26 protein-coding genes are annotated in these 22,579 nt (G+C 61.5%); 10 read left to right on the top strand and 16 right to left on the bottom strand.

The window, feature by feature from the left end; all coding sequences use genetic code 11:
* Nucleotides 1–42 precede the first annotated feature (42 nt).
* The 3 genes from rsmD to AOA60_RS19655 are packed head-to-tail and all read right to left on the bottom strand — an operon-like array spanning nt 43 to nt 3,492.
* On the bottom strand, nt 43–660 hold the full coding sequence (rsmD, locus tag AOA60_RS19665) for a 16S rRNA (guanine(966)-N(2))-methyltransferase RsmD (RefSeq protein ID WP_099585858.1): 618 nt from the start codon (nt 658–660) through the stop codon (nt 43–45).
* Nucleotides 660–2,144 carry a pitrilysin family protein gene (locus tag AOA60_RS19660; RefSeq protein WP_099585857.1) on the bottom strand — a complete coding sequence of 495 codons (1,485 nt, stop codon included), beginning with the start codon at nt 2,142–2,144 and terminating at the stop codon, nt 660–662. The genes rsmD and AOA60_RS19660 overlap by 1 nt, the downstream gene beginning before the upstream one ends.
* Nucleotides 2,137–3,492, bottom strand: coding sequence for a pitrilysin family protein (locus AOA60_RS19655; RefSeq protein WP_099585856.1), 1,356 nt, complete (start codon nt 3,490–3,492; stop codon nt 2,137–2,139). Before AOA60_RS19655 ends, AOA60_RS19660 begins: the two co-directional genes overlap by 8 nt.
* A 233-nt stretch (nt 3,493–3,725) precedes the next feature.
* Here AOA60_RS19655 and ftsY point away from each other — a divergent pair, with 233 nt between their 5' ends.
* From ftsY to rpoH, 4 genes are all read left to right on the top strand, one after another.
* Nucleotides 3,726–5,144, top strand: coding sequence for a signal recognition particle-docking protein FtsY (gene ftsY / locus AOA60_RS19650; RefSeq protein ID WP_099585855.1), 1,419 nt, complete (start codon nt 3,726–3,728; stop codon nt 5,142–5,144).
* Entirely contained in the window at nt 5,141–5,812 is a 672-nt protein-coding gene (ftsE, locus tag AOA60_RS19645) for a cell division ATP-binding protein FtsE (protein WP_017737950.1), read from the top strand. Before ftsY ends, ftsE begins: the two co-directional genes overlap by 4 nt.
* The gene (gene ftsX / locus AOA60_RS19640) at nt 5,809–6,831 is read left to right on the top strand and encodes a permease-like cell division protein FtsX (RefSeq protein WP_099585854.1); all 1,023 of its coding nucleotides are present in this window, start codon (nt 5,809–5,811) and stop codon (nt 6,829–6,831) included. The genes ftsE and ftsX overlap by 4 nt, the downstream gene beginning before the upstream one ends.
* A gap of 126 nt (nt 6,832–6,957) precedes the next feature.
* A complete protein-coding gene (gene rpoH / locus AOA60_RS19635) occupies nt 6,958–7,812 on the top strand; it encodes an RNA polymerase sigma factor RpoH (RefSeq protein ID WP_003176698.1) in 855 nt (284 codons plus the stop codon).
* A gap of 124 nt (nt 7,813–7,936) precedes the next feature.
* Here rpoH and mtgA read toward each other — a convergent pair whose 3' ends face one another.
* Entirely contained in the window at nt 7,937–8,659 is a 723-nt protein-coding gene (gene mtgA, locus AOA60_RS19630) for a monofunctional biosynthetic peptidoglycan transglycosylase (protein ID WP_099585853.1), read from the bottom strand.
* A 74-nt stretch (nt 8,660–8,733) separates the two neighbouring features.
* Here mtgA and AOA60_RS19625 point away from each other — a divergent pair, with 74 nt between their 5' ends.
* The 4 genes from AOA60_RS19625 to trmB all read left to right on the top strand — a co-directional run bounded on the left by AOA60_RS19625 (nt 8,734) and on the right by trmB (nt 10,964).
* On the top strand, nt 8,734–9,111 hold the full coding sequence (locus tag AOA60_RS19625; protein ID WP_099585852.1) for a DUF423 domain-containing protein: 378 nt from the start codon (nt 8,734–8,736) through the stop codon (nt 9,109–9,111).
* A gap of 71 nt (nt 9,112–9,182) precedes the next feature.
* Nucleotides 9,183–9,383, top strand: coding sequence for a sulfur carrier protein ThiS (gene thiS / locus AOA60_RS19620; RefSeq protein ID WP_160385078.1), 201 nt, complete (start codon nt 9,183–9,185; stop codon nt 9,381–9,383).
* A gap of 48 nt (nt 9,384–9,431) precedes the next feature.
* Nucleotides 9,432–10,226, top strand: coding sequence for a thiazole synthase (locus AOA60_RS19615; protein ID WP_003234615.1), 795 nt, complete (start codon nt 9,432–9,434; stop codon nt 10,224–10,226).
* Nucleotides 10,227–10,235: 9 nt separating this feature from the next.
* Nucleotides 10,236–10,964, top strand: a complete 729-nt coding sequence (gene trmB, locus AOA60_RS19610) for a tRNA (guanosine(46)-N7)-methyltransferase TrmB (protein ID WP_099585850.1) — start codon at nt 10,236–10,238, stop codon at nt 10,962–10,964.
* A gap of 82 nt (nt 10,965–11,046) precedes the next feature.
* Here the strand turns inward: trmB and AOA60_RS19605 are convergent, their stop codons facing one another.
* The 9 genes from AOA60_RS19605 to AOA60_RS19565 form a co-directional block, all read right to left on the bottom strand.
* The gene (locus AOA60_RS19605) at nt 11,047–11,370 is read right to left on the bottom strand and encodes a DUF3392 domain-containing protein (RefSeq protein ID WP_016972961.1); all 324 of its coding nucleotides are present in this window, start codon (nt 11,368–11,370) and stop codon (nt 11,047–11,049) included.
* 17 nt (nt 11,371–11,387) lie between these two features.
* Nucleotides 11,388–12,590, bottom strand: a complete 1,203-nt coding sequence (hemW, locus tag AOA60_RS19600; protein ID WP_099585849.1) for a radical SAM family heme chaperone HemW — start codon at nt 12,588–12,590, stop codon at nt 11,388–11,390.
* Entirely contained in the window at nt 12,587–13,183 is a 597-nt protein-coding gene (rdgB, locus tag AOA60_RS19595) for an RdgB/HAM1 family non-canonical purine NTP pyrophosphatase (RefSeq protein WP_099585848.1), read from the bottom strand. The genes hemW and rdgB overlap by 4 nt, the downstream gene beginning before the upstream one ends.
* Nucleotides 13,180–13,614: a DUF4426 domain-containing protein gene (locus AOA60_RS19590; RefSeq protein ID WP_099585847.1), complete on the bottom strand. Its 435-nt coding sequence runs from the start codon at nt 13,612–13,614 to the stop codon at nt 13,180–13,182. The genes rdgB and AOA60_RS19590 overlap by 4 nt, the downstream gene beginning before the upstream one ends.
* A 21-nt stretch (nt 13,615–13,635) precedes the next feature.
* The gene (metW, locus tag AOA60_RS19585; protein ID WP_017735309.1) at nt 13,636–14,256 is read right to left on the bottom strand and encodes a methionine biosynthesis protein MetW; all 621 of its coding nucleotides are present in this window, start codon (nt 14,254–14,256) and stop codon (nt 13,636–13,638) included.
* A 28-nt stretch (nt 14,257–14,284) separates the two neighbouring features.
* Nucleotides 14,285–15,427 (bottom strand): homoserine O-acetyltransferase, encoded by a 1,143-nt coding sequence (locus AOA60_RS19580; protein ID WP_099585846.1) that lies wholly within the window; start codon nt 15,425–15,427, stop codon nt 14,285–14,287.
* 118 nt (nt 15,428–15,545) lie between these two features.
* A complete protein-coding gene (locus AOA60_RS19575) occupies nt 15,546–16,136 on the bottom strand; it encodes a YggT family protein (protein WP_099585845.1) in 591 nt (196 codons plus the stop codon).
* Between the two features lie 9 nt (nt 16,137–16,145).
* Complete coding sequence (proC, locus tag AOA60_RS19570; protein WP_099585844.1) at nt 16,146–16,964, bottom strand: pyrroline-5-carboxylate reductase; 819 nt, start codon at nt 16,962–16,964, stop codon at nt 16,146–16,148.
* Between the two features lie 33 nt (nt 16,965–16,997).
* On the bottom strand, nt 16,998–17,684 hold the full coding sequence (locus AOA60_RS19565; RefSeq protein WP_099585843.1) for a YggS family pyridoxal phosphate-dependent enzyme: 687 nt from the start codon (nt 17,682–17,684) through the stop codon (nt 16,998–17,000).
* Between the two features lie 57 nt (nt 17,685–17,741).
* On the opposite strand from AOA60_RS19565, the gene AOA60_RS19560 reads away from it, so the two are divergent.
* Complete coding sequence (locus AOA60_RS19560; protein ID WP_099585842.1) at nt 17,742–18,776, top strand: type IV pilus twitching motility protein PilT; 1,035 nt, start codon at nt 17,742–17,744, stop codon at nt 18,774–18,776.
* Between the two features lie 79 nt (nt 18,777–18,855).
* On the opposite strand, the gene AOA60_RS19555 is transcribed toward AOA60_RS19560, so the two are convergent.
* Complete coding sequence (locus tag AOA60_RS19555) at nt 18,856–19,494, bottom strand: C40 family peptidase (RefSeq protein ID WP_099585841.1); 639 nt, start codon at nt 19,492–19,494, stop codon at nt 18,856–18,858.
* Between the two features lie 250 nt (nt 19,495–19,744).
* Here AOA60_RS19555 and AOA60_RS19550 point away from each other — a divergent pair, with 250 nt between their 5' ends.
* Entirely contained in the window at nt 19,745–20,173 is a 429-nt protein-coding gene (locus tag AOA60_RS19550; RefSeq protein WP_099585840.1) for a TM2 domain-containing protein, read from the top strand.
* Nucleotides 20,174–20,288: 115 nt separating this feature from the next.
* On the opposite strand, the gene AOA60_RS19545 is transcribed toward AOA60_RS19550, so the two are convergent.
* Nucleotides 20,289–21,560 carry a dihydroorotase gene (locus AOA60_RS19545; RefSeq protein WP_099585839.1) on the bottom strand — a complete coding sequence of 424 codons (1,272 nt, stop codon included), beginning with the start codon at nt 21,558–21,560 and terminating at the stop codon, nt 20,289–20,291.
* Complete coding sequence (locus tag AOA60_RS19540; protein WP_099585838.1) at nt 21,557–22,561, bottom strand: aspartate carbamoyltransferase catalytic subunit; 1,005 nt, start codon at nt 22,559–22,561, stop codon at nt 21,557–21,559. Before AOA60_RS19540 ends, AOA60_RS19545 begins: the two co-directional genes overlap by 4 nt.
* Nucleotides 22,562–22,579: the final 18 nt, after the last annotated feature.

The following is a 22,579-nucleotide window of genomic DNA, read 5'->3' as shown; positions in this document are numbered from 1 at the left end:
GGCATGGGGTGAGCGGGCCCACCACAGAAGCCCGCACTGAGACTACTCGGCGTGTTCTACCACCCGGTGCCACAAAGCGTAATACACCCGCCCGGATTTCTGCTCCCGGTGCAGACGCCACGCGCCCGGTAAACCCAGGGTGGACGGCGCGGTCTCGCTTTCAGTGTAGATCCACGCATCCGGCGCCAGCCATTGGCGTTCTTCCAGCAGTGCGCACACGGTGGGCAGCAGGTTCTGGTTGAACGGCGGGTCGAGGAACACAACGTCGTACTCGCTCGCCGCCTGGGTTTCCAGGTAGCGCAGAGCGTCGGCCGTTTGTACCTGGCCATTGGTGCAACGCAGCGTGCCCAGGTGTTCCTTGAGGCTGGAGACCGCGACATTGCTGGCATCCAGCGCCTGTGCCTGGGATGCGCCACGGGACAACGCTTCCAGGAACAGTGCGCCACTACCGGCGAACGGGTCCAGCACCTTGGCGCCCGCGATGTACGGCGCGAGCCAGTTGAACAGGGTTTCACGCACGCGATCCGGCGTTGGGCGCAGGCCCACGACATCGGGGAAGCTCAGCTTGCGGCTGCCCCATTCACCGCCAATGATGCGCAGTTGGCCCACACCGTTGTGTACGTTGTGGACAGGTTTTTTCGGGCGAGATGAACTGGCCATTAATGCTCCGGAACCCCGAGCGGCTGCTCGGCGGGTTTATCAGTGGGGGGCGGTAGTGGCTTTTGCGCAATCGTCGGGCCGGCGGTCACGATGACCATCTTGTCGGCGCTCAAGTGTTTATTCATTGCAGCCTTGACCTGCTCTACGGTCAGGGCCTGGGATTGTTTCATGAAATCTTCCAGATAGCTCAGCGGCAGGTTGTAGAAACCCATGGCGCCCAGCTGGCCGACGATATCGGCGTTGCTCGCGGTAGACAGCGGGAAGCTGCCGGCCAGCTCGCGCTTGGCGTCATCCAGCTCTTTTTGCGTCGGGCCGGTCTTGAGGTAATCGGCGACTACGTCTTCAACCAGGCGCAGGGTGCCGCCACTCATTTCGGCGCGGGTCTGCAGGTTGATCATGAACGGACCGCGTACCTGCATCGGCGAGAAACCGGAGTAGACACCGTAGGTCAGGCCACGCTTTTCACGGACTTCGCTCATCAAGCGGGTACCGAAGCCGCCGCCGCCTAGGATCTGGTTACCCAGGGACAAGGCCGCGTAGTCCGGGTCGGCGCGGTCGATACCGAGTTGGGCGAACAGCAAGTGGGTCTGCTTGGACGGAAACTCGATACGGCTCAGGCCGGCCTTGGGTTCGGTCGGCTGGGCAATCTTCGCCAGGGCCGGGCCTTTAGGCAGCGATGCGGACACTTTCGCCGTCATGGCTTCGGCTTCGGCGCGCGTCAGGTCACCGACCACTGCAATCACCGCATTACCGGCGGCGTAAGCCTTGGCATGGAACGCCTGCAACTGCGCCAGGGTGATTTTCGGCACGCTTTCTGGTGTGCCTTCGCTTGGGTGTGCGTAAGGATGATCGCCGTACAAGCGCTTGAACAGCTCCAGGCTCGCCAGTTTGCCGGGGTTCTGCTTCTGGTATTCGAAGCCGGCGAGGATCTGATTCTTGATGCGGGCCAGGGAGTCGGCCGGGAAGGTCGGTTTGCCGATCACTTCGTCAAACAGCGCCAGAGCGGCGTCGCGTTTATCGCTGGCGCTCAAGCTACGCAGGGACACCAGCGCCATGTCGCGGTAGGCGCCGTTGCCGAAGTCGGCACCCAGGCCTTCAAAACCACTGGCGATCTGGCTGACATCCTTGCCAGGAATACCTTCGTTGAGCATGGCGTTGGTCATCAGCGCCAGGCCCTGCACATCGCCGTCCTGGCTGCTGCCGGCGGCGAACAGGATGCGCAGGTCGAACATCGGCAGCTCATGGGCTTCAACAAACAGCACCTTGGCGCCTTCGGCGGTGGTCCAGGTTTGCACGTCGAGCTTGCGGTTGGTCGGCGCCTTGCCGTCCAGTTCTGCCAGGGATTGCAGCGTGTTGGCCGATTGAGCTTTTTCCAGCGCGGGGCTGGCTACCGATTCACTCGGGCGCAGGAAATACACGGCGCTTGCCGCGATCAGGGTGACGGCGATCAGGCCGGGCAGGATCAGGCTTTTGCGATCACTCATGAGCAGTCTCCTCAGGCAGAACATGGGCGACGCTCAGACGTTCGCGGGTGAAATAGGTGCGCGCGGCCTTTTGGATGTCTTCCGGGGTCACGCTTTGCAGGTCGGCGAGTTCGCTGTCCATGAGTTTCCAGGACAGGCCAACGGTCTCCAGGGAGCCCATGGCCGTGGCCTGGCTGGTGATGGAGTCACGCTGGTAGACGAGGCCGGCGATGACCTGGGCGCGGATACGTTCCAGCTCTTCGGCGGTGGGCGGCTTGGCCTTCAACTCGTCCAGCAACCGCCACAGGCCGGCTTCGGCTTGGGCAATGGTCTTTTTCTTCTGCTGGTTCGGTGTGGCCGACAGCATGAACAGCGTATCGCCACGGGTGTAGGCGTCGTAGTTGGTGGAGGCGGCCGACACCAGCTCTTCACCGCGTTCCAACTGCTCCGAGATGCGTGCGCTGTAGCCGCCATCCAACAGGGCCGAGATCAGGCGCAGGGCTTGTACCGAACGTTTGTCTTCGGCAGTCGCCAGGCCCGGCACGTTGAATCCGAGCATCACACTCGGCAATTGGGTCTGCACGTGCATCGTCAGCAGGCGTTCGCCGGGTTCGGCCAGCTCCATCGGGATCTTGGCGGGCGGTACGTCGCGCTTGGGGATCGGGCCAAAGTAGCGCTGGGCCAGGGTTTTCACCTCGTCCGGGGTCACGTCGCCGACGACCACCAGGGTGGCGTTGTTCGGCACGTACCAGGACTGGTACCAGTGGCGCAGTTCCTCGACCTTCATGCGGTCCAGGTCGGCCATCCAGCCGATGGTCGGCGTGTGGTAGCCGCTGGCCGGGAAAGCCATGGCCTTGAAGCGCTCGAAGGCCTTGGACATCGGGTTGTCGTCGGTGCGCAGGCGGCGCTCTTCTTTGATGACCTCGATTTCGCGGCTGAACTCGTCGGCCGGCAGGCGCAGGCTGGCCATGCGATCAGCTTCGAGTTCGAAGGCCACGCCCAGGCGGTCGCGTGCCAGGACTTGGTAGTACGCGGTGTAGTCATCGCTGGTGAACGCGTTTTCTTCGGCGCCCAGGTCGCGCAGGATCAGCGAGGCTTCGCCGGGGCCGACTTTGGCGCTGCCCTTGAACATCATGTGTTCCAAGGCGTGGGACAAACCGGTCTGGCCCGGGGTTTCGTAGCTCGAACCCACCTTGTACCAAACCTGGGAAACCACCACCGGGGCGCGATGATCTTCGCGCACGACGACCTTGAGGCCGTTGTCCAGGGTGAATTCGTGGGTGGGTTGTGGGTCGGCAGCCAAAGCTGAAAGAGGCAGACAAACTGTGCTGAACAGCAGGCCTGCGGCGCGGCGGGCTAGAGCATTCATTCGTTTTTAAACCTGTTGGGCTGCCCGCTTGGTCTTAGCGTCGGCGGGCGAGGAGGTGCTAGGATACTGGTCGAATATACGGACGGCCACTGCGGCAGTCTTGTTGAGGCCCTATTTTGGCCTTACAAAATGTTGCGCATGAACGAGCTGGCTAAAAAACAGTCTGTTACGCATCGAATTTTATTTACCGGCGCGCCCCTCTGGCGCGTCGCTACCTTGAGATAGCCGTCTCCATGTTTGGTTCCAACGACGACAAGAAGACCCCAGCTGCGGCTGGCGAGAAGAAAGGCCTGTTCGGATGGCTGCGCAAAAAGCCGCAGGAAACCGCTGTTGAACAGCCACAGGTTCAAGCTGAGCCGATCCCCGACCCTATAGTAGAAGCCGAACCGGTTGCCGAAGCGCCGGCGCCGGTGGTGTTGCCGATGGCTGAGCCGGTGTTGCAGCCGGTGGTTGAGGCTGAGCCGGAACCTGAGCCCGAGCACAAGCCATGGCCTGAGTTGCCGGTGGCCGAAGAACCCGTGGCGTTGGTCGAAGACGTCCAGGCTGAACACCTGGCCCCGCCGATTCCTGCGGTGGTTGAGCCGGTTGAGGTAGTGGTCCAGGCGCCGCCCGTTGTCGAAGTCCCTGCGCCTGTTGCTGTTGTGGTCGCTGCGCCCGTCCAGGTTGTCGAGGCTATCGAGGTTGTCGAGCCAGAACCGCTCGCTCCCTCTGCAGAAACCACCAAGACCGGCTTCTTTGCCCGCCTCAAGCAAGGTCTGAGCAAGACCAGCGCCAGCATCGGCGAAGGCATGGCCAGCCTGTTCCTGGGCAAGAAGGTCATTGATGACGAACTGCTGGAAGACATCGAACCCCGCCTGCTGACCGCCGACGTGGGCGTCGAAGCCACCGCCGTGATTATCCAGAGTCTGACCCAGAAGGTCGCGCGCAAGCAGCTGACCGACGCCGACGCACTCTACAAATCCTTGCAGGCCGAACTGGCCGCGATGCTCAAGCCCGTGGAAGCCCCGCTGGTGATCACCCCGAACAAGCCGTTCGTGATCCTGGTGGTGGGCGTCAATGGCGCCGGCAAGACCACTACCATCGGCAAGCTGGCCAAGAAGCTGCAACTGGAAGGCAAGAAAGTCATGCTCGCCGCCGGTGACACCTTCCGCGCCGCCGCCGTTGAGCAATTGCAGGTCTGGGGCGAGCGCAACAAGATCCCGGTGATCGCCCAGCACACCGGGGCCGACTCCGCTTCGGTGATCTTCGACGCCGTGCAAGCCGCCAAGGCCCGTAACATTGATGTGCTGATCGCTGATACCGCCGGTCGCCTGCACACCAAAGACAACTTGATGGAAGAGCTGAAGAAAGTGCGCCGCGTGATCGGCAAGCTTGATGCCGACGCGCCCCACGAAGTGCTGCTGGTGCTGGACGCCGGTACCGGCCAGAACGCCATCAGCCAGGCCAAGCAATTCAACCAGACGGTGCAACTGACCGGCCTGGCATTGACTAAGCTCGACGGCACAGCCAAAGGTGGCGTGATCTTCGCCCTGGCCAAACAGTTCGGGTTGCCGATTCGTTATATCGGCGTCGGTGAAGGCATCGATGACCTGCGCACCTTTGAAGCCGAACCCTTTGTAGAGGCACTGTTTGCCGAGCGGGAGCGTTCATGATTCGATTCGAACAGGTCGGTAAACGCTATGCCAACGGGCATGTGGGCTTGCATGAGCTGAGCTTTCGAGTGCGGCGCGGCGAGTTCTTGTTTGTAACCGGGCATTCTGGCGCCGGTAAAAGTACTTTGTTGCGCCTGCTGCTGGCCATGGAGCGCCCGACCACCGGCAAGTTGCTGCTGGCCGGCCAGGACCTGGCCACCATCAGCAATGCGCAGATTCCGTACCTGCGCCGGCAGATCGGCGTGGTGTTCCAGAACCACCAGTTGCTGTTCGATCGCACGGTATTCAACAACATTGCCCTGCCATTGCAGATTCTCGGGCTGTCCAAGGCCGAGATCGTCAAGCGCGTGGACTCGGCCCTGGAGCGCGTGGCGCTGTCGGACAAGACCGACCTCTACCCTGGCGACCTCTCCACCGGCCAGCAACAGCGCGTCGGCATTGCCCGCGCCATCGTCCATCGCCCGGCCTTGCTGCTGGCGGACGAACCTACCGGTAACCTCGATCCGCGTCTGGCGGCCGAGATCATGGGGGTGTTCGAGGACATCAACCGCCTGGGCACCAGCGTATTGATCGCCAGCCACGACCTGGCGCTGATCGCCCGCATGCGCCACCGCATGCTGACCCTGCAACGCGGTCGTCTGATCGGTGATGGGGAGGCCGGCGTATGAGTGCCACCCGCAGCCCCAAGGTTTCCGAGCGCGTGGCGCCGAAACCGGCCGACCCGCAACCGAAAAAGAAAAAACACGACGATGACGACGGTCCGGACTTCAGCACGCTGCTGCGCGCCTGGATCGAAAGCCATCGTGCCAGCCTGCTGGACAGCCTGCGTCGCCTGGGCAAGCAGCCGATCGGCAGCTTTTTCACCTGTCTGGTAATGGCTGTGGCCTTGAGCCTGCCGATGGGTTTGTCCCTGCTGCTTAATAATGTCGAGCGTCTGGGCGGTTCCTGGCAGCGTGCGGCGCAGATTTCGCTGTACCTGAACCTGGATGCCAGCACCCAGCAAGGCGAAGCGCTGCGTGACGACATCAAGAACATCCCAGGCGTGGCGGATGCCGAGTACGTCAGTCGCGACCAGGCGCTTGAGGAGTTCCAGCAACAGTCCGGCCTGGGTGAGGCGCTCAAGGAGCTGCCGCAGAACCCGCTGCCAGGCGTGGTGCTGGTGACGCCGAACGAAGTGGACAAGACCGCCCTGGAAGCCCTGCGTCAAAAACTCGCAGAGATGCCCAAGGTGCAACAGGCGCAACTTGATCTAGTCTGGGTTGAACGCCTGGCCGCCATCCTCAAGCTGGGCGACCGTTTTGTGTTCGGCCTGACGGTGCTGTTGGTGTCTGCATTACTTTTGGTGATAGGCAATACCATTCGTCTTCATATTGAAAACCGTCGCACCGAGATAGAAGTGATTAAACTGGTCGGCGGCACGGACAGCTATGTGCGTCGGCCTTTTCTGTACATGGGTGCGCTTTATGGCCTGGGTGCGGGGATTTTGTCCTGGGGCGTGTTGGCATTTGGCCTGGACTGGCTGAACGACGCGGTAATCGGGCTTGCCGGGTTGTACGGCAGCGATTTTGCCCTGGCCGGCGTGCCGGTAGCCGATGGTCTGAGCCTCTTGCTTGGCGCGGTCTTGTTGGGTTATATCGGTGCGTGGATTGCGGTCGCACGGCATTTACGTGAGCTGGCACCGAAGTAGTTAATGTCAGATTAATGTGGTTTCGTTTGTATTGACCGTATCAGTGGTTTAGGGAACTTGTCCTACGGTTCCCGGTCAATTTTCGCAGTGCTGAACTGCACGAGTTATGTAAGTCGGAGGTTTCGTATGACCACTTCTTTGCAACCTGCTTATGCCTTGGTCCCGGGTGCGAACCTGGAAGCCTATGTGCATACGGTCAACAGCATTCCATTGCTGACACCCGAGCAGGAGCGTGAACTGGCCGAGAGTCTCTATTATGAGCAGGATTTGGGGGCGGCTCGGCAGATGGTGCTCGCCCACCTGCGTTTTGTCGTACATATCGCCCGTAGCTATAGCGGCTACGGCCTGGCCCAGGCTGACCTGATCCAGGAAGGCAACGTCGGCCTGATGAAGGCGGTCAAGCGCTTCAACCCGGAAATGGGTGTGCGCCTGGTGTCGTTCGCGGTTCACTGGATCAAGGCGGAAATCCACGAGTTCATCCTGCGCAACTGGCGCATCGTGAAAGTCGCGACCACCAAGGCCCAGCGCAAACTGTTCTTCAACCTGCGCAGCCAGAAGAAACGCCTGGCGTGGCTGAACAACGAGGAAGTCCACCGCGTGGCCGAAAGTCTCGGCGTGGAGCCCCGTGAAGTGCGCGAGATGGAAAGTCGCCTGACCGGCCATGACATGGCCTTCGACCCGGCCGCTGAAGCGGACGACGACAGCGCCTTCCAATCGCCGGCCAACTACCTGGAAGACCACCGGTACGACCCGGCGCGTCAACTGGAGGACGCCGATTGGAGCGACAACTCCAACCACAACCTGCACGAAGCGCTGGAAGTGTTGGACGACCGCAGCCGTGACATCCTCTACCAGCGCTGGCTGGCGGAAGAAAAAGCCACGCTGCATGACCTGGCGCAAAAGTACAACGTGTCGGCCGAGCGGATTCGTCAGCTTGAGAAAAGCGCGATGAACAAGCTGAAGTTGTCGATCGCCGCCTAAAGGGTAACGCGGTCAAAATGTGGGAGGGGGCTTGCCCCCGATTGCAGTGGGTCAGCTACAGATAAGCTGACTGATCCACCGCTATCGGGGGCAAGCCCCCTCCCACATTTGTTTCTGTGTTGGGTCAGTCAGACCAGGGCGCTTTGCGGGAGTTGTTCAGCTCAAGCAGGTAGCCATCGCCACCGAGTTGACTCATCTGCTGCCGAATCCAAGCCGCCCGCCGCGCCACATACGCGGTCGGATGGCTGGCACTCCACACTCGTGGGTTTGGCAGCACAGCCGCGAGGTAACTGGCCTGCTGCCGTGAAAGCCCCTTGCCACTCACACCAAAGTGATGCCGCGCCGCCGCTTGCGCGCCGAACACCCCTTCATCCCATTCCACGCTGTTGAGGTACACCTCAAGGATTCGCTCCTTGGGCCACAGCACCTCGATCAACCCGGTAAACCAGGCTTCCAGCCCTTTGCGCAAATAACTGCGGCCAGCCCACAGGAACAGATTTTTCGACACCTGCTGGCTCAACGTACTGGCCCCGCGAATCGAGCCGCCGCGCTCGTTGTGCAGGATCGCCGCCTGGATCGCGCCGAAATCAAAGCCCCAATGCTGCGGGAAGCGCTGGTCTTCACCGGCCATCACCGCCACTTTGAGCTCATCGGATATCTCGTCCCACGGCACCCAGGTGCGCTGCAGGTCAATGGGTTCGCCGTCGAACCAGGATTCGACCTTGCGCTCCACCATCAGCGCAGTGAACGGCGGCGGGACGACACGAAACAGCAGCACCAGCAAGACACTGCCGATGGCAAACCATTTCACGACGTTGAGAAAGCGTTTGAAGAGGAGACGCAGCATAGAGATGGCTTGGCCGAACCCGTTGAGCGGGCCATTATACAGACCCTGCCCGATGAGTCTGACTGGAGTTCCCCATGCTGCGAAGCTTTCTGATGCTGGCCGCGTTTTTCGGCTTCACCGGTGTCGCCCTCGGCGCCTTTGCCGCACATGGCCTGAAAAACCGTCTGAGCGCCGAATACCTGGCGATCTTCCATACCGGCGTGACCTACCAACTGGTGCACACCCTCGCACTGTTTGGCGTGGCATTGCTGGCGGCCCATCTTCCCGGCCGCCTGGTGACGTGGGCCGGTATCTCGTTTGTCATCGGTATCCTGCTGTTCTCCGGCAGCCTGTATGTGTTGACTACCACGGGCATCAGCAAGCTCGGCATCATCACGCCGTTCGGTGGCCTGGCATTCCTGCTCGGCTGGTTCTTCCTCGGCCTGTTTGCCTGGCGCTTGCAGGTCGTCTGACCAAGGGACTTGGGCCAGCAACACCAATCAAGCTAGAATGCTGGCCCCTAAAAACGATGGCGGCCCGTGGCATGCGCATTCAGTTGAACGGCGAATCCTTTGAACTGCCCGACGGCGCAACCGTTGCGGCCCTGCTGACCCGCCTGGAACTGACCGGGCGTCGTGTTGCAGTGGAGCTCAACCTGGATATCGTCCCGCGTAGCCAGCATGAAGGCACCGCGCTCAGCGACGGTGACCAGGTCGAAGTGGTCCACGCCATCGGCGGCGGCTAGTCGCCTGCCCGAATTCTGCAGAACCTCACCCCATTACGAGGATTTCCCATGAGCATCGTTCGTAGCGACAAGCCTTTCGTTCTGGCCGGTCGTACCTACCAGTCCCGCCTGCTGGTCGGCACCGGCAAGTACCGCGACATGGAAGAAACCCGCCTGGCCATCGAAGCCTCGGGTGCCGAGATCGTGACCTTCGCTGTGCGCCGCACCAACCTCGGCCAGATCGAGGGCGAGCCGAACCTGCTCGAAGTGCTGTCGCCGGATCGCTACACCTTCTTGCCGAACACCGCCGGTTGCTATGACGCCATCGAAGCCGTGCGCACCTGCCGCTTGGCCCGTGAGCTGCTCGACGGCCACAACCTGGTGAAGCTGGAAGTACTGGCCGACCAGAAAACCTTGTTCCCCAACGTGATCGAAACCCTCAAGGCCGCTGAAACGCTGGTCAAGGAAGGCTTCGACGTGATGGTCTACACCAGTGATGACCCGATCATCGCCCGTCAATTGGCGGAAATCGGCTGCATCGCAGTGATGCCGCTGGCCGGTCTGATCGGCTCCGGCCTGGGTATCTGCAATCCGTACAACCTGCAGATCATCCTTGAAGAAGCCAAGATCCCGGTGCTGGTGGATGCCGGCGTAGGCACCGCCTCCGACGCGACCATCGCCATGGAGCTGGGCTGCGACGCGGTGCTGATGAACTCGGCCATCGCCCACGCCCAGCAACCGATCATGATGGCCGAAGCCATGCAACACGCCATCGTCGCAGGCCGCCTGGCCTACCTCGCCGGGCGCATGCCGAAAAAACTCTACGCCAGCGCCTCTTCGCCGCTGGATGGTCTGATCAAGTAAGAGCCATTGATGACTGAATCAAACGAAACGCCGAACACCGTGGAAGCCGCAGGCGACGAGTCCAAGCACCGCCGCATCAAGAGTTTTGTGATGCGCGCCGGTCGCATGACCGAAGGCCAGCAAAAGGGCCTGGAGCAAGGCACGCCGCTGTTCGTATTGCCCCTGGCCGATGCGCCGGTGGACTACGACCAAGTGTTCGGCCGCTCGGCCCCGCGTTCCCTGGAGATCGGTTTCGGCATGGGCCATTCCCTGCTGGAAATGGCCGCCGCTGCGCCGGACCAGGACTTCATCGGCGTGGAAGTGCACCGCCCAGGTGTCGGCGCACTGCTTAACGGCGTGCTGACCCAAGGCCTTACCAACCTGCGCGTCTACGACTGCGACGCGATTGAAGTGCTCAACCGCTGCATTGCCGACAACAGCCTCGACCGCCTGATGCTGTTCTTTCCGGACCCATGGCACAAATCCCGTCACCACAAGCGCCGCATCGTCCAGGCGTCCTTTGCGGAACTGGTGCGCAGCAAGCTTAAAGTTGGCGGCATCCTGCACATGGCCACCGACTGGGAGCCCTATGCCGAATACATGCTGGAAGTGATGGACGTTGCCCCTGGCTACCGCAACCTGGCGCAAGACGGCAAATGCGTGCCACGCCCGGCTGAGCGGCCGATCACCAAGTTCGAACGTCGCGGTGAGCGGTTGGGGCATGGGGTTTGGGATTTGAAGTTCGAGAAGCTGGCCTGACCCGCTTTCGAATTGAAATGCAGTAAAAAATGTGGGAGGGGGATTGCCCCCTCCCACATTTGTATTTGTGTTGGGTTTGAGGTCAGCGGCGGTCTGCGACTACCCCAATCAACACCAGCACCACCACCAGCACCGGCGCCAGGCTGTAGTTATTGAACTGGCTCAACCCCCGCACAATCCACGGTGTGGCATAGATCAACGCCGCACCGCTGCCGATCATGCACACCAGTGCCATCAGCGGTACGCGCAAGGCGCCGGCGATGCTGCCCAGGCGTGCTTCGACCCAGCCCTTGATGTCGGCGCCGAACAGCACCAGCAAACAGCCCACAAGGGCCAGGGAGATTTCCGACAGGTTGCTGCGGCTCCAGCGGGATACGGTGGCGAGCAGGTCGAGTACCAAATCCATGTGACTTCCTTAGAGCGTCAGCTCAAAAACTTCTGCAACAGGTCATTGAGAAAGAGTTGCCCACGGTCGGTGGCCGCCAGGCGTGACGGTTCGACCTGCATTAAGCCACTTTGTTCTGCCTCGCGACGTGCCTCGTCGAGGCTTGCCAGGTCGAGGCCGGTGCGCTCGGCGTAGAGCTTGGCGTCGACGCCTTCGGTGAGGCGCAAGGCATTCATCAGGAATTCGAAGGGTAGCTCGTCGTTGGTCAGTTCCTTCGCGCCGGCCTGGAAGCTTTTGGCCGGGTTGAGGTAGTCCTTTGGCGCACGGGTTTTCCAGGTGCGCACAATGCGCCCGTCCGGGTGGCTGAGCTTGCCGTGGGCGCCGGCGCCGATGCCGATAAAGTCGCCGAAGCTCCAGTAATTCAGGTTATGTCGCGCCGGTCGGCCCGGTTGGGCATAGGCCGATACTTCATATTGGGCGTAACCGTGTTCGGCCAGCAGCGCCTGGCCAGCTTCCTGGATGTCCCACAGGGTGTCGTCTTCCGGCAGCGCTGGCGGCTGGTTCCAGAACACGGTGTTGGGTTCCAGGGTCAGCTGGTACCAGGACAAATGTGTGGGCTTGAGCGCGATGGCCTGGCGCAGGTCGTCGAGGGCGTCGTCCAGGGACTGATCGGGCAGGCCGTGCATCAAGTCCAGGTTGAAGTTATCGAACCCGGCCTGGCGGGCCATACCGGCGGCGCGTACAGCTTCATCGCCATTGTGGATGCGGCCCAGGGCCTGGAGTTTTTCCTGCTGGAAGCTCTGGATGCCGATGGACAGGCGGTTGATCCCCAGCTTGCGGTACGCCACGAACTTCTCTTGTTCGAACGTGCCGGGGTTGGCTTCCAGGGTTATCTCGATATCGCCGGCAAACGCAATGCGCGCTTCTACGCCTTTGAGCAGACGGCCCAGTGCTGCGGCGCTGAACAGGCTGGGCGTGCCGCCACCAAAGAAAATCGAGCTCAATTCCCGGCCATATACGGCGTGCAGGTCCTGGTCCAGGTCGGCCAGCAACGCGTCCACATACTCTTCTTCCGGCAGCACTTTGCTTGCGGTGTGGGAGTTGAAGTCGCAATACGGGCATTTGCGCACGCACCACGGGATGTGGATATACAGCGCCAGGGGCGGCAGCACAGGCAGGGCCGCCCGGGGTGTTTGCGCGCCGCCGTGGATCAGCGGCAGCGCCGGGGTGTCGTGGGTCATTTCAGGCTCAGGCGTTGGCGCAGCAAATCCATTGCGCGGGCGCGGTGGCTGATCTGGTTCTTGTCGGTCGGGCTCAGTTCGGCGCTGGAGACGTTGCGCTCCGGCACCCAGAACAGCGGGTCATAGCCAAAGCCATGCTCACCGCTGGCCGCATGCAGGATGCGTCCGTGCCACAGGCCTTCGCACAGGATTGGCAACGGGTCGTCCGCGTGGCGTACCAGGGCCAGCACGCAGACGAACTGCGCACCGCGCATCGCGTCCGGCACGTCCATGAGGGCGTCCAGCAGCTTGGCATTGTTGGCCGCGTCACCTTTGCCATCGGCGTAGCGCGCCGAATAAATGCCGGGTGCGCCGCCGAGGAAATCCACCGCCAGCCCCGAGTCATCCGCCAACGCCGGCAGGCCGGAAATACGTGCGGCATTCCGCGCTTTGAGGATGGCATTCTCGACGAACGACAAGCCGGTCTCTTCCGGCTCGACCTGGCTGAACTCGCCAATCGAGCGCAGTTGCACCGACTCGCCGAGCATGGCCTGGAGTTCTTTGAGTTTGCCGGCGTTATGGCTGGCCAGTACCAGTTGAGTAAGGTTCATCATTGCGCCGGAAACAGTTCCTGGTTGAACTGGAAGCTATGGGCTTTGCCGCCAGTTTCAACGTTGATGGTAAAGGTCTTGTATTCACGCTGGGTCACGGAGTAGGGCGCGAGGTAGCTGATCCCGCCTTTTTCTTCGATTTGCTTGAACGTCAGCATCTCGCTCTTGCCGCCCAGGTCCTTGATGGTACCGGTCACTTGGGCCGCGACTGGGGCCACGCCCTTGATCACGGTCACATTGATCAAACCCTTCTCCTTGCTGCGCACCACGCCGGCTTTTTGGGCGGTTTCGGGTGGCAGGAAGCTTGAGGTGAAGGTGTTGTAGTGCACGGTGATATCACCGAAGTCTTTCTTGCGATTAGCGTCGATAGTGTCCGCAGCCATGGCATTGGCGCCCAGGCATGCGGTCAGTAGAAAAATAGCCAAGCGACTCATAAACGTCCCTCTCGAAAATGCTTAGACGGCAATTTTGTGGTCGGTCAGACCAGGGCTGCTGACCCGGTAGATACCGATTTCGCCCAACAGATTGGGCCATAGTTTACTCGCCCAGCCGTGGCGGTGCTGTTGATCGACGGCAAGGCGGTTGATCACCTTGGCTTCACGCTCGCCACACAGCGCTTCGAAGTCTTCGAAGGTGCAGAAGTGGATGTTCGGCGTGTTGTACCAGGTGTACGGCAGGAAATCCGACACCGGCATGCGACCCTTGGTCGCCAGGTACCAGCGGCAGCGCCAGTGGCCGAAGTTGGGGAAGGTGATGATGCACTGGCGACCCACGCGCAGCATTTCGTCGAGGATGCGGTCCGGGTAGTGCACTGCTTGCAGGGCCTGGGTCATCACCACGATGTCGAAACTGTTGCTGGCAAAGTTGCCCAGGCCCTTGTCCAGGTCCTGCTCGATCACGTTGATGCCCTTGGCCACGCATTGGGCGATGTTGTCTGGGTCGTTTTCCAAGCCGTAGCCGGTGACTTGCTTGTTATCGCGCAGCCAGCTCAGCAGTTCGCCATCGCCGCAGCCCAGGTCGAGCACGCGGCTGCCTGCGGGGATCCAGTCTTGGATGATGTCCAGGTCGGCTCTCATGGCGTTCTCACCTCAAAGCGTAAGCAATTCATATAAGCGGAATGCGGTTCATGTAGTTGCTAAAAGCCTGCAAATAACGCGGGATCGGGATCAGGAAGGCGTCGTGGCCTTGCGGAGCATCGATCTCCAGGTAGCAGACGTCTTTGCGTGCGGCCATCAGCGCGTCCACCAGCTCACGGGAGCGCGCCGGCGAGAAGCGCCAGTCGGTGGTGAACGACATCACGCAGAACTTGGCCGTAGCGCCTTCGAAGGTTTTCGCCAGGTCGTCATCAAAGTTGGCGGCTGGGTCGAAGTAGTCCAAAGCCTTGGTCATCAGCAGGTAGGTGTTGGCGTCGAAACGCCCGGAGAACTCCTCGCCCTGATAACGCAGGTAGCTTTCCACCTGGAATTCGACGCTGTGGAAGTCGTAGTTGAGCTTCTCGCTTTTGAGACCACGGCCGAATTTCTCGCCCATGGAGTCGTCGGACAGGTAGGTGATATGCCCGACCATCCGCGCCAGCATCAGGCCGCGCTTGGGAATCACACCGGCTTCCTGGAACGAACCGCCGTGGAACTCGGGGTCGGTGAGGATTGCCTGGCGCGCCACTTCGTTGAAGGCGATGTTCTGTGCCGACAACTTGGGGGCCGAGGCGATAGCCAGGCAATGGCGCACGCGGTCTGGGTAAGTGATGGTCCATTGCAGCGCCTGCATACCGCCCAGGCTGCCACCGATCACGGCGGCCCATTGGCTGATGCCCAGCAGGTCGGCGAGACGCGCCTGGCTGTGCACCCAGTCTTCCACGGTGAGCACCGGGAAGTCGGCGCCGAACGGCTTGCCGGTTTCCGGGTTGAGGCTGCTGGGGCCGGTGGAGCCGTTGCAGCCGCCGAGGTTGTTCAGGCTGACCACAAAGAACTTGTTGGTGTCGATGGGCTTGCCGGGACCGATGCAACTGTCCCACCAGCCGGGCTTGCGCTCGTCGGCACTGTGGAAACCCGCAGCATGGTGATGGCCGGACAAGGCGTGGCAGATCAGCACAGCGTTGCTCGCCGTGGCGTTCAGTTGGCCATAGGTTTCGTAGATCAGGTCGTAGGCGGGTAGCGAACGGCCGCAGGCCAAGGCCAGGGGTTCGCTGAAGTGCGCCACTTGGGGCACGACCAGTCCAACAGAATCGGGGGGGAAGGCAGCTGGCATCGACCCTGCTCTCGTTTAAATGAGGCGTAAGTCTAAAGACCGCTGCACCCAGCGGCAAGCAAAGGCCTGCGCGGTGCGAAATGAGGGAGGGAGCAAGTCCCTCCCACCTTTGTTCACATCAGATCAGCAAGCGAAGAATCTCTGGCATCCCGGTCATGGCCGCCAGGTTGTTGATCACTAGCATGTCCAGCAGCTTGAGCACCATGAACGCGAGGATCGGCGAGATATCCAGGCCGCCCAGGTTCGGCAGCAGACGGCGGAACGGCGCCAGGGCCGGCTCGCAGATCTGGTTGACCAGCTCGGCGCCAGGGTTGTGGCTGCCCGGGGCGACCCAGGACAGGATCACGCTGATGATCATGGCGAAGAAGAAAATCTTCAGGAACAGCGCGGTCACGCCGATGATTGCCCAGATCAGCAACTGTACGAAATTGCCGGTGGTGCCGTAGGTCAGCAGCAGGGTCAGCGCCATCAAGGCCAACTGCACCAGGATCGCCAGCACCAGCGAGGACATGTCCAGGCCGAACAGGCTCGGGATCACTCGGCGCAGCGGCTTGAGCAACGGCTGGGTGGCCTTGACGATGAACTGGCAGAGCGGGTTGTAGAAGTTGGCGCGTACCAGTTGCAGCACGAAACGCAACAGCACGATCAGCAGGTAAAGGCTGCCGAGGGTTTGCAGCACGTAGACGGCTGCGGTGTTCAAACCAATCATGTTGGCTCCTTAGTTGCCCAGTTGTTCGGCCATTTCGGCCGATCGGTGCGCAGCGGCACCCAGTGCTTTTTCCACCAGGGCTTCAAAGCCCCCGGCCTGGAACGATTCAATGGCGGCCTGCGTGGTGCCGCCTGGGGAGGTCACGCGGCGGCGCAGTTCGGCGGCATCCACATCGCTGGAGACAGCCATCTTCGCGGCGCCCAAGGCGGTTTGCTCGGACAGTTGCTCAGCGACTTCCCTTGGCAGGCCCAGTTTCACGCCAGCCGCGGTCATGGCTTCGATCAGCAGGAAGAAGTACGCCGGGCCGCTGCCGGAGACAGCGGTGACCGCGTCCAGTTGTTGTTCCTGTTCCAGCCACAGGGCAATGCCCACGGCTGACAGCAGCTCCTGGGCCTGGTCACGTTGCTCGGCACTGACCTCGGCAGTGGCGTACAAACCGCTCACGCCTTGGCGCAGCAGGGCCGGAGTGTTGGGCATACAGCGCACGATAGGCTGGGCACCGAGCCAGTTGTTCATGCTGGCGCAGGTAATGCCGGCGGCGATGGACACCACCAACTGATGCGGTTTCAGGTTCGGGCGCAGGCTTTCGCATACGGCCTTCATGGCCTGTGGCTTGACCGCCAGCACGATCACGTCGACGCCCTGTATGGCTTCGGCGTTGTCGGCGAAGGTGTCGATACCGTGCTCGGCGCTGACGCGCGCACGGGTGTCTTCGCCCGGATCGCTTGCGCGGATCTGCGCGGCGTCCAGGCCCTTGGCCCGCAGGCCACCGATCAGGCTGGCCGCCATGTTGCCGGCGCCGATAAAGGCAATACGCGTGTTGCTCATGACAGGTCCTTATTCAGAGGGAGGTCAGCCATTTCACGGCTGGCCGTAATCACGGGCACCAAACAGTGCGGTACCGATCCGCACCCAGGTGGCGCCTTGGGCGATGGCCGACTCAAGGTCATGGCTCATGCCCATGGAAAGAGTGTCCAGCGGCAGGTTCAAACTGGCTTGCAGGTCGCGAACGGTGGCGAATGCTGCATCTTGCTCGGCGCGATCTTCGGTCGGCTCGGGGATTGCCATCAGGCCGCGCAGCGTCAGGCGCGGCAGGGCGCTGATCGCATTGACCAGGGCCGGCAGGTCGGCGGGCGTACAGCCGGACTTGCTGGCTTCGCCACTGACATTGACCTGGATGCAGATATTCAGCGGTGGCAGGTCGGCCGGGCGTTGTTCGGACAGGCGTTGTGCAATTTTGAGGCGGTCCACGGAATGCACCCAAGCGAAGTTCTCGGCGATAGCGCGCGTCTTGTTCGATTGAATGGGGCCGATGAAGTGCCAACTCAAGGGCAGGTCGGTTAATTCGGCCTGTTTGCCCAGGGCTTCCTGCAGGTAGTTCTCGCCAAAGTCGCACATACCGGCGGCGTAGGCTTCACGCACGGCTTGGGCGGGTTTGGTCTTGCTCACGGCCAGCAGGTGGATGCTGCTTGCGTCACGTTGCACGGCGTCGGCTGCGGCGCGGATGCGCTGGCTAACCTGGCCGATGTTGTCTGCTATCGTCGACATTCAAGATGCGCCCGTGGATATGGAGTCCGCGGCATTCTACTGGAAATGGAAAGCCCTATGGATATCACAGAATTACTGGTGGCTGGCGTGCGCCGTGGCGCCTGCGACCTGCACCTGTCGGCTGGGCTGGCGCCCATGTTGCGAATCGATGGCGAGATCTGGCCGATGGATTGCCCGGTGCTTTCAGCTGTGCAAGTGGCGGATTTATTGAGCCCTTTGCTCAACCAATACCAACAAAAGGATTTCGAAACATCTCTTGAAACGGATTTTGCCTTCGAGCTGCCAGGCGTGGCGCGGTTCCGGGCGAATGTGTTCCAGCAGGATCGCGGCATGGGCGCGGTGTTTCGCACCATCCCGGCCGACGTCCAGAGCCTGGAAAGCCTGGGCCTGGGGGAAGTGTTCCAGCGGATCGCCCAATTGCCCCGTGGTCTTGTGCTGGTCACCGGGCCTACGGGCTCCGGCAAGTCCACCACTCTGGCCGCCATGATCGACTATCTCAACCAACACCGGCGCCAGCACATCCTCACGCTGGAAGACCCCATCGAATTTATCCACAGGCCGAAAACCGCGCTGATCAATCAGCGCCAGGTGCACCGTGACACCCACAGTTTTTCGGCGGCCCTGCGTTCGGCGCTGCGTGAAGACCCCGATGTGATTCTGGTGGGCGAATTGCGTGACCTGGAAACCATCCGCCTGGCGCTGACGGCGGCTGAGACCGGGCATCTGGTGTTTGGCACCCTGCACACCACCTCGGCGGCAAAGACCGTGGACAGGCTGGTGGACGTGTTCCCGGCCGGCGAAAAAGCCATGGTCCGCTCGATGCTGTCCGAGTCGTTGCAGGCGGTGGTATCCCAGGTACTGGTGAAAAAGCATGGCGGCGGGCGCGTGGCGGCCCATGAAATCATGCTGGGCACGCCGGCCATTCGTAACTTGATTCGTGAGGACAAGGTGGCGCAGATGGTCTCGGCGATTCAGACCGGTGGGGCGTTGGGGATGAAAACGCTGGATATGAGCTTGAAGGCGTTGGTCAGCGAAGGGCTGGTCAGCCGAGAGGATGCGCGGGAGAAGGCGAGGGTGCCTGGGGATATATAAGATCGGGAGACATAAGAAGATCCAAATGTGGGAAGGGGCTTGCCCCCTCCCACATTGATTACTGCATTTCAGCTGAAGGTCAGCGCTGGACGACCCGCAGGTTGTTGTTCTGCTCTTTAGGCAGCACCCGCTTGGCAATCACGTAGTTCTTGTCCCAGAACGGCTTTTTCAGCGTGTCGATGCTCACCGACTTGCCACGGCGCGGTGCGTGGATAAAACGGTCGTTGCCCAGGTAGATGGCAACGTGGTTCACCTGGCGGCTCTTCAGTTTGAAGAACAGCAGGTCACCCGGTTTCAGGTCCTTGCGATCAACCTTCTGCCCGTGGCCGGCGGCCATGGCGTTGGAAGTGCGCGGCAGATCCACGGCGGCGACGTCGTTGAATGCATATTTCACCAGGCCGCTGCAGTCGAACCCTTTACTTGGGCTGCTGCCGCCCCAACGATAAGGTGTACCGAGCACGTTGACGGCACGGCTGAGGACGTTGCTGCTTTGCTTGGTGTTGACTGCCACCAGGCCTGGAACTGCTTTACCGTGGGCCTTGCTCAGTTGAGTCGGGCGGCTGACGGTCGGCTTTGCCGATTTGGCAGTGCTTGGCGTGCTGTGGACTTTAGGGGTGAAACCGTTGACGTTTGGAAGTCGTTGCTCACGATTGGTGGCGTGGGCGGCCAATGGCACTAATAGGCAAATGGTTAGCCATGTCTTTAAAAATGGTCGCATCAGGCGTGGCTCTTATGGGTTTGCGCGCAACTTTATAACAGCTTTTTGTGTCGATCTCAGGCCGTTTGTCGACTGAACCTTGACGTCAAAATCAGGAAATACGCGACGAATTGCCGCAATTGTCCTACACAAGTCAGGTGGCATAAGGCTTTCAGGGGTGGGACGATACCATTTGCCGTACGTCGGGCGCCCGTAAAAAAGTCACAAAGAAAATGAAAAAATTTATCTATCGAAGCAAAAGAGGTACGCCATGAACACCTATCAACAGGTTGGGCCGCGACAAGACACCCACAGCAAAGTGATCGGTTACCTGCTGTGGATTTTCGGGTTTACCGGCGCGCACCGCTTCTATTACGGTAAACCGGTAACCGGCACGATCTGGTTTCTTACCCTGGGTTTGCTGGGTATCGGCTGGCTGATCGACCTGTTCCTGATCCCTGCGATGGACCGTGAAGCCGACCTGCGTTTTACCGCCGGCCCCATCGAATACAACGTGGCCTGGATTCTGTTGACGTTTCTTGGCGTGTTTGGCGTGCACCGCATGTACCAGGGCAAATGGATCACGGGGCTGATCTACCTGCTGACGGGGGGCTTGTTCCTGGTGGGCGTGCTGTATGACTTCTGGACGTTGAATACCCAGGTTTCGATTCGCAATGCCGAGCGCAACGGCGGCCGCTGAATCTTTAGAGGCCTGCGCAGAACCCAGTGTGGGAGCGGGCTTGCCCGCGAATGCTGAATGTCAGTCGACATCTACATGACTGATACACCGCATTCGCGAGCGAGCCCCACCTTTTTTAGGCCTGGTAGCTGATTCGCCCATCCACCAAGGTATAACGCACCGTCGCCGGCAGGCTATGCCCGATGAACGGGCAGTTCTCACCCTTGGACAGCCAGTGTTCCCCGGCAATCGTGGAGCTGGCCGGGTCAAACAGCACCAGGTCCGCCGCCGCGCCCACCACCAACTTACCCGCCGGCAGGCGCAACGCCTCAGCCGGGCCGGCGCTCAGGCGTGCCAGCAGTGTCGGCAAATCCAGCAAGCCGTCTTCCACCAACGTCATCGCCAGCGGCAGCAACAGCTCAACGCTGCTGATACCCGGCTCGGTCGCACCAAACGGCGCCAGCTTGGCATCACGCTCGTGGGGCTGGTGGTGGCTGGAAATCGCCGAGACCACACCGGACTTCACCGCCGCGCGCAAACCCTCGCGATCGGCCAGGGTGCGCAGCGGCGGTTGCACGTGGTACAGGCTGGAGAAATCGATCAGTGCCTCATCCGTCAGGATCAGCTGATACAACGCCACATCCGCTGTCACCGGCAACCCACGGGCCTGCGCCTGGGCGATCAGGGCGACACCGCGTGCGGTGGTCAACTGGCTGAAATGCGCACGCACACCACTTTGCTCCACCAGCAGCAGGTCACGGGCCAGGGCCACGGTCTCGGCGGTTTCCGGGATGCCCGGCAGGCCGAGGAAACTGGCGACGGCGCCTTCATGGGCCAGGCCACCTTCGGCCAGGTCGCGGTCCTGGGAGTGGAAGATCACCGTCAGGTCGAAGGTGGCGGCGTATTCCAGGGCGCGGCACAGGGTGCGGGTGCTGCGGAAACTCTCCAGGCCGTTGCCGAAGGCTACACACCCGGCGTCGCGCAGGGCGATCAGTTCGGCGAGTTGTTCGCCGTCCAGGCCTTTGCTCAGGGCGCCGATGGGGAACACTTTGCAATTGCCGGCTTCACGGGCGCGGTCGAGGATCAGCTCGGTCACGGCCGAGGTGTCCAGAACGGGCTTGGTGTGCGGCGGGCAGCACAGGCTGGTCACGCCACCGGCCGCAGCGGCACGGGTTTCGCTGGCGATGCTGCCTTTACGGCTGTAGCCCGGCTCGCGCAGGGCGACGTTCAGGTCCACCAGCCCGGGCGCGGCCACCAGGCCTTTGGCGTCGATCGTCTCGCTGGGGCTGAAACCGCCGGGAGCGGCACCAATGGCGATGATCTTGCCGGCCTCCAGATGAAGATCGGTGACTTGATCCAGGCCACTGGCCGGATCGATAACGCGAGCGCCAAGAATGCTGAGCTTCACTGGGCGTTCTCCTGCTCGAATTGACGTTGCGCGGTTTGTCCGCTCATGGCCATGGACAATACGGCCATGCGCACGGCGATGCCGTAGGTCACTTGGTTGAGAATCACCGACTGGCTGCCGTCGGCCACCGCCGACTCAATCTCCACCCCTCGGTTGATCGGGCCTGGGTGCATCACGATGGCGTCCGGCTTGGCGCCGGCCAGGCGTGCGGTGGTCAGGCCGAACAGGCGGTAGAACTCTCCCTCGCTCGGCAGCAGGCCGCCGGACATGCGCTCGCGTTGCAGGCGCAGCATGATCACCACGTCGACATCCTTGAGGCCTTCGGCCATGTCGGTGTAGACCTTCACGCCGTATTGCTCGATGCCGATGGGCAGCAGGGTTTTTGGCGCGATCACGCGGATATCCGGGCAGCCCAGGGTTTTCAGGGCCAGCATGTTCGAGCGTGCGACCCGCGAGTGCAGGATGTCGCCGACGATGGCCACCGAGAGGTTTTCAAAGCTGCCCTTGTGCCGACGGATGGTGAGCATGTCGAGCATGCCCTGGGTCGGGTGGGCGTGACGGCCGTCGCCGCCGTTGATGATCGCCACCTGGGGGCACACGTGCTCGGCGATAAAGTGCGCGGCGCCGGAGTCGCCGTGGCGCACCACGAACATGTCGGCAGCCATGGCTTCCAGGTTGCGCAGGGTGTCGAGCAGGGTTTCGCCCTTGCTCGCCGACGACGTGGACACGTTCAGCGTGATCACGTCGGCCGACAGCCGCTGGGCCGCCAGTTCAAAGGTGGTACGGGTGCGCGTGGAGTTCTCGAAGAACACATTGCAGATGGTTTTGCCGCGCAGCAACGGGACTTTCTTCACCGCCCGGCCACCGACTTCGAGAAACGAATCGGCCGTGTCGAGGATTTCGGTGAGCAGTTCGCGGGGCAAACCATCGAGGGACAAAAAGTGTTGCAACTGGCCCTGAGCATTGAGCTGCAGCGGGCGCTTGGCATCTAGAGGCGTCATCGCGGGGACTCTGTACAA

Source organism: Pseudomonas sp. 2822-17 (assembly GCF_002742485.1).
In the GTDB taxonomy this organism is placed as follows: Bacteria; Pseudomonadota; Gammaproteobacteria; order Pseudomonadales; family Pseudomonadaceae; genus Aquipseudomonas; species Aquipseudomonas cyclaminis.
The sequence above is the reverse complement of the archived record's forward strand: the minus strand, read 5'-3'. Positions and strand labels throughout refer to the sequence as shown.